This is a genomic window from Rhizobacter sp. P3_B12 (genome assembly GCF_056402895.1).
This window is the reverse complement of sequence record NZ_JBFUGN010000574.1, coordinates 1-3,994: the sequence shown is the minus strand read 5'-3', so window position 1 is coordinate 3,994 and position 3,994 is coordinate 1. Positions and strand designations below refer to the sequence as shown.

At 68.8% G+C, this 3,994-nt stretch carries 3 protein-coding genes; all 3 read right to left on the bottom strand.

What is annotated here, in order from left to right; all coding sequences use genetic code 11:
* A partial coding sequence (locus AC1D01_RS23940) for a methyl-accepting chemotaxis protein (RefSeq protein ID WP_477870783.1) occupies positions 1-1,199 on the bottom strand: 1,199 nt, incomplete at its 3' end.
* Between the two features lie 58 nt (positions 1,200-1,257).
* Complete coding sequence (locus AC1D01_RS23935; RefSeq protein ID WP_477870781.1) at positions 1,258-2,805, bottom strand: methyl-accepting chemotaxis protein; 1,548 nt, start codon at positions 2,803-2,805, stop codon at positions 1,258-1,260.
* Positions 2,806-2,851: 46 nt separating this feature from the next.
* On the bottom strand, positions 2,852-3,994 hold a 1,143-nt coding region (locus tag AC1D01_RS23930; RefSeq protein ID WP_477870779.1), incomplete at its 5' end, for a chemotaxis protein CheA.

Below are 3,994 nucleotides of genomic sequence, written 5' to 3'. Positions count from 1 at the left end.
TCGCTGGCGACGACCGCGAAGCCGCGGCCCTGTTCGCCGGCGCGGGCCGCTTCGACGGCTGCGTTCAGCGCCAGGATGTTGGTCTGGAACGCGATGCCGTCGATCACGCCGATGATGTCGCTGATCTTCTTCGAGCTCGCATTGATCTCGTTCATCGTCGTGACGACCTGCGAGACCACCGAGCCGCCGCGCGCGGCAACCTCGGCGGCCGACGACGCCATCTGGTTGGCCTGGCGGGCCGAGTCGGCGCTCTGCTTGACGGTGCCGGTCAGCTGCTCCATCGACGACGCGGCCTGCTGCAGGTTCGACGCGGTCTGCTCGGTGCGCACGCTCAGGTCGTGGTTGCCGGTCGCGATCTCGGCGCTGGCGGTCGTGATGCTGTCGGTGCTGCTGCGCACCTCGCCGACCAGCCGGCGCAGCGAGGCCTGCATGTCGGCCAGCGCGCGCGCCAGCTCGCCGGCTTCGCCGCCGGCCTCGATCGACAGCGTCTGCGACAGGTCGCCGCCGGCGATCGCGCGGGCATGCCGCACTGCCTCGCCGATCGGCGCGGCGATCGAGCGGCTCAGCCACCAGCCGAAACCGCCGGCGACCGCGACGCACACCAGCACCAGCACGCCGACCACGGTGGCCGCGAGGCTGGTGCCGGTCTCGGCATGCGCCTGCGCGACGGCGGCGCGGGCCGTGGCCAGCGCGGCGAGCTCGTCGACGGCCGCCTGGTAGGCCTTGTGGGTCTTGTCGTAGTCGCCGGCCAGCAGGCCTTCGAGCGCGACGAAGTCGCCGCTGTTCTTCAGCGCGTCGAGCTGCGGGTCGAACGCGAGCGCGACCTTGCGCGCCTGCGCCGCCTTGTCGAGCAGCGCCTTCATCTCGGGGTCCGACACCAGCGCCTCGATCTTCTTGATCGTCTCGGCGTTCAGGGCCAGCGTGGCCTTCGACTGCTTCGTCAGCTCGTCGGAGAACTCGCCGGTGCCCAGGCGTGCATTCGTCGTCGCGCGCAGCGTGTTCATCGCGGCTTGCGCATTCCAGTCGCGCGCCAGCTGCGTCATCTGCCATTCGGTGGCCGACAGGCGCTTCAGCGTCGACGTGGTCTGCTTCAGCTTGAGCGCGCTGTAGCCGGTGGCCAGCACCATCAGCAGCACCAGCAGGCTGAAGACCAGCCCGAGCCGGGTGCCGATGCGGGCGTTGCGGAAACTGAACTGCATGCGGCGCTCCTGGGGGACAGAGGGGACACGGCGCGCCCGAAGGCGCGCCAGGGGCTTGTCAGGCGCTCAGCCGGAACACCGACACCACACCCGACAGCTTCACCGCCTGCTCCTTCAGCGATTCGGCGGCCGCGGCGGACTGCTCCACCAGCGCGGCGTTCTGCTGCGTCATCTGGTCGAGTTGCGTCACCGCGGTGTTGACCTGGCCGATGCCGTCGCTCTGCTCCGACGCCGCCGAGGTGATCTCGCCGATGATGTCGCTGACGCGGCGCACGCTGGTGACGATCTCGGTCATCGACTGGCCGGCATCCGCCACCAGGCGCGAACCGGAATCGACCTTGTCGACCGAGGCGTCGATCAGGCTCTTGATTTCCTTGGCGGCCTGCGCGCTGCGCTGCGCCAGGCTGCGCACTTCGCTCGCGACCACCGCGAAGCCGCGGCCCTGCTCGCCGGCACGGGCGGCTTCCACGGCCGCGTTCAGCGCCAGGATGTTGGTCTGGAAGGCGATGCCGTCGATCACGCCGATGATGTCGGCGATCTTCTTCGAGCTGGCATGGATGTCGTTCATCGTCGAGACGACCTGCGACACCACCTCGCCACCCTTGCCGGCAGCGCCTTGCGCCGACGAGGCCAGCTGGTTGGCGGTGCGTGCCGAATCGGCGGTCTGCTTGACGGTGCCGGTCAGGTGGCCCATCGATGATGCGGTCTGCTGCAGGTTCGAGGCCGTCTGCTCGGTGCGCGAGCTCAGGTCCTGGTTGCCGGTGGCGACTTCGCTGCTCGCGACCTGGATGCTGTCGGCCGACTGCCGCACCTGCGTGACCATGTCGTGCAGGCTGGCATTCATCTTGCCGAGCGAGCGCATCAGGCCGGCGATCTCGTCGCTGCCGTCGGCCGTGATCCGGCGCGACAGGTCGCCGCCGGCCACCGCGTCGGCGAGTGCCGCCGCCTGCGCCACCGGCACCGTGATCGAGCGCGTCAGCAGCCAGGCGAACACGGCGCCCAGCACCAGCGCGAGGGCGCCGGTCACGCCGATCAGCAGGCGGCCGCGCAGCGCGTCGGCATCGATCTGCTTCGCCATCTGGTCGATGGATTTCCTCTGGTGGTCCACGTAGGCCTGCATCACGGCCACGTAGGCCGGGCCGACGACCTGGAAGCTGGTGTCGTAGATGCGCGTGGCTTCTTCGGCGTTGCCGGCGCGCTTGGCGGCCGACATCCCGTCGCGTGCCACCAGGTAGGTCTTGCGCGTCTCCGCGATGCGGTCGAGCAGCACCTGCTCCTCGGGCGTGGTCGGGAAGGCCTTCAGCGCCTGGGTGATCTCGTTGGCGCGCGCCGATGAGGCCTTGGCCTCGTCGGAGAACAGCGCTTCGAGCGTGGCATCCGGGCTCTTGGCGATCGCCTTGCCGCGGGTCACGCCGATCGACACGTTGCGTGCCCATTCGACGGCCAGGCGCTCCTTGGCGAGCGGCTCGGTCATCATCTGCTGGGTGGCCTGGGCGATGCTGCCCAGGCGCCAGATGCCCACGACCATGATCAGGCACAGCAAGGCGAGGGTGACGGCGAAACCGCCACCCAGGCGTGCGCCGACTCGAACGTCATTCAACTTCATTTCGTCGAGCTCCGGAAAGGTGAGAGGGGTCGATCAGGGGCGTGACTCAGTGGCGCGAGCGGCGCACCAGGCTGCCCACGTCCAGGATCAGCGCCACGCGGCCGTCACCCATGATGGTGGCGCCCGACACGTCATTGACCTTGCGGTAGTTGGCCTCGAGGTTCTTCACGACGACCTGCTGCTGTCCGAGCAGTTCGTCGACCAGCAGCGCGACGCGCCCGCCCTCGGCCTCGACCACCACCATGATCCCGCTGACGTGCTCGAAGTCGAAGCGCGGCACGTTGAACACGTGCTCCATCTCCAGCACCGGCATGTACTCGTCGCGCACCTCGACCACGCGGCCGGAACCGCCGATCGTCTTGACCATGTCGGGCTGCACCTGGAACGACTCGATCACCGATGACAGCGGGAGGATGTAGACCTCTTCGCCGACGCCCACCGACATGCCGTCCATGATGGCCAGCGTCAGCGGCAGGCGCACCGAGACGCGCATGCCGTAGCCTTCGGCCGAATCGATCTCGACGGTGCCGCCCAGCGCGGTGATGTTCTTCTTGACCACGTCCATGCCGACACCGCGGCCGGAGACATCGGTGACGACGTCGGCGGTCGAGAAGCCGGGGGCGAAGATCAGGCCCCACACTTCTTGGTCGGTCATCGAGTCGGGTGCCGGGATGCCGCGCTCGCGGGCCTTCTTCAGCAGCTTCTCGCGCGACAGGCCGCGGCCGTCGTCGCGCACCTCGATGACGATCGAGCCGCCCTGGTGGGACGCGCTCAGCGTGATCGTGCCGGTTTCCGGCTTGCCCTTGGCGACGCGCTCGGCCGGGGTCTCGATGCCGTGGTCGCAGCTGTTGCGCACCAGGTGGGTCAGCGGGTCGGTGATCTTCTCGACCAGGCCCTTGTCCAGTTCGGTGGCTTCGCCGAGCGTCACGAAGTCGACCTTCTTGCCGAGCTTGGCGGCCAGGTCGCGCAGCATGCGCGGGAAGCGGCTGAACACCATCGACATCGGGATCATGCGGATCGACATCACCGATTCCTGCAGATCGCGGGTGTTGCGGTCCAGGTCGGCGAGGCCGGCGGCCAGCTGCTGGTACAGCGCCGGGTCCAGGCCCTGGCTGTTCTGGGCCAGCATGGCCTGGGTGATCACGAGTTCGCCGACCAGGTTGATCAGCTGGTCGACCAGCTGGTCGAC